This window comes from Methylobacterium sp. J-026, assembly GCF_022829585.1.
In the GTDB taxonomy this organism is placed as follows: Bacteria; Pseudomonadota; Alphaproteobacteria; order Rhizobiales; family Beijerinckiaceae; genus Methylobacterium.
Window position 1 is genome coordinate 1 of sequence record NZ_JAKSYC010000240.1, and the last position, 1,729, is coordinate 1,729.

A 1,729-nucleotide genomic window follows, 5' to 3' on the forward strand; every position below is an offset into this window, starting at 1 on the left:
GTCGGTGTAGCGGTGAACACCCTGGATGCGGTGGCGGAACCGCTGCTCGGCCTTGGCCAGCCGCGCCTCAATGGAACCGCGCATCCGGGCCTCCGATGTCTTCCTCGATCAGGGTGGCGAGGGCGGCGTCTCCAGCATCCCCGGTCTCGCGCAGGTGCCAAGCCGCTTCGGCGAGGCTGCCGTGCTCGGCTCTCAAGCCGGCATAGCCGCTGCGGATGAACGCCATAAGCTGCCGATCGTTGGCGCTGGCGATCTCGCCCCTGAAGATGCGGCGGACCTCGATCCGACGAAGGCGGTTCTCCATGCTGCTGGTGGTCATCGTCAGAGGCTCCTCTGCAAGCTGTCGAAAGCGCCAGGCGGCAGCGGCCCCTCACACCCGGTCTGAAACCAGTCCGCAGAGGCGTGGTCGGCCGGGTCGTCGGACGCCTCGCGCAGGGCCTGCGCCAACTCATCGCCGGACATGGCCTTGAGGGCGGGATCGGCCGCGAAGCGCTGTGCCTCGATCTTCCGGATGCGGCGTTCCAGGTTGACGATCATAACAGCCCGCCCTCCTCGATCCGAGCGAGGCGTTCGGCGAGGTCCGCCGTCTTGATGGCGTTCACGTGCGCGTCGACCAGCTTCGACAGCTCGGCGGCCTCGCTCGGCGTGATCTCGCCGGCAGCCACACCCTGCATCAAGGCGTGCGTCGCCCGGGTGAGGTCTGCCGGCTTGTCGATCGGCGGCAGCGTGAAGGTGATGGGGCGATCGCGGCGGACGGGGATGAGCCGGTCTAGGCATAGGCGCATGGCGACCGGATCGCCGTCCTTCGCCATCTCTACGGCCTTGTTCAGGATCGCCTCGGCGTCACCGTCGAGGATCTTTTCTAGCGCCGCGGTCGCGCGGTTGCGCGCACCCTTGGGGCGGCCGGCAGGATTGCCGCTCCTGCCCTGCTCGAACTGGCCCTCTTCCTTAGGCATCACGCGGCAGTCCCGTCGCTGGCTGTCCTGTAAAGATCAGGATGAAAACAGGCGGATGATAGATAGCACCCGCTATGAGGTTTCACGACTGCGCCCGTCACTGCATCACCCGCAGGCAGCCGTCGGTCTCGCATTGCGCGTGCAGGTGGCCGTTGTAGCTGTCGCGGCGCCACGACAATTGGCCCTTGCACGTCGGGCACTCGACGGTGCCGCTGTCGGCCGGGTCCGTGGCGATCGTCGCCATGATGCGGTGCAAGGGACCGGTCTCGGCTGACGGGGCGATGAACGCCGCGTGCAGCCCCGCCGCGAGACCGTGGAGCGCTGCGACGGCGGCCTGCTGGCGAACCTCTCGGGCGTCCTCCCGGGTCTCCATCGTCACGGCCGCGGCGAGCGCCATCTGACGGGCGGTCTCGATACCGGCGGTGAAGGCGGCCTGCTCGCGGGGAGTCATGGCCGAGCCCTCCCGCCGAGGCCGGGGAGCAGATCAGCGGAAGCGGCGCGGAGGATCGCGGTTCTGGCATCGGCGCGGTTGTGGCGGGCGCCGACTACGGCCCCCATCAGGTCGTCGCACGCCGCCAGACCCCGCGCGTGGTCCGCCCGACGCCAGCAGTCGCGGCCTCCAACGGCATCGCGGCCGGGCTCCAGCCGGCGTTCCTCGCCCCGCCGGCCAAGAGCGATCCTCTGCGCCGCATCATGGCGACGATCGCCACGGACCCGGCCGACAGCGGCACCGTCGAGTGCCCGACGTGCAAGGGCCAATTGTCGTGGCGCCG

4 protein-coding genes and 1 pseudogene are annotated in these 1,729 nt (G+C 69.5%); 1 reads left to right on the forward strand and 4 read right to left on the reverse strand.

The annotated features are described in order from the left end of the window. Positions 1–67: 67 nt before the first annotated feature. From MKK69_RS20890 to MKK69_RS20905, 4 genes are all read right to left on the reverse strand, one after another. Complete coding sequence (locus tag MKK69_RS20890) at positions 68–319, reverse strand: hypothetical protein (RefSeq protein WP_243971050.1); 252 nt, start codon at positions 317–319, stop codon at positions 68–70. Positions 320–321: 2 nt separating this feature from the next. Then, on the reverse strand, positions 322–537 hold the full coding sequence (locus MKK69_RS20895) for a hypothetical protein (protein ID WP_243971052.1): 216 nt from the start codon (positions 535–537) through the stop codon (positions 322–324). After that, positions 534–956, reverse strand: a complete 423-nt coding sequence (locus MKK69_RS20900) for a DUF5681 domain-containing protein (protein WP_243971054.1) — start codon at positions 954–956, stop codon at positions 534–536. Before MKK69_RS20900 ends, MKK69_RS20895 begins: the two co-directional genes overlap by 4 nt. A 97-nt stretch (positions 957–1,053) precedes the next feature. Continuing rightward, positions 1,054–1,407 carry a hypothetical protein gene (locus tag MKK69_RS20905; RefSeq protein WP_243971056.1) on the reverse strand — a complete coding sequence of 118 codons (354 nt, stop codon included), beginning with the start codon at positions 1,405–1,407 and terminating at the stop codon, positions 1,054–1,056. 137 nt (positions 1,408–1,544) lie between these two features. On the opposite strand from MKK69_RS20905, the pseudogene MKK69_RS20910 reads away from it, so the two are divergent. Then, positions 1,545–1,729: pseudogene (locus MKK69_RS20910) on the forward strand (hypothetical protein); the annotation flags it as partial.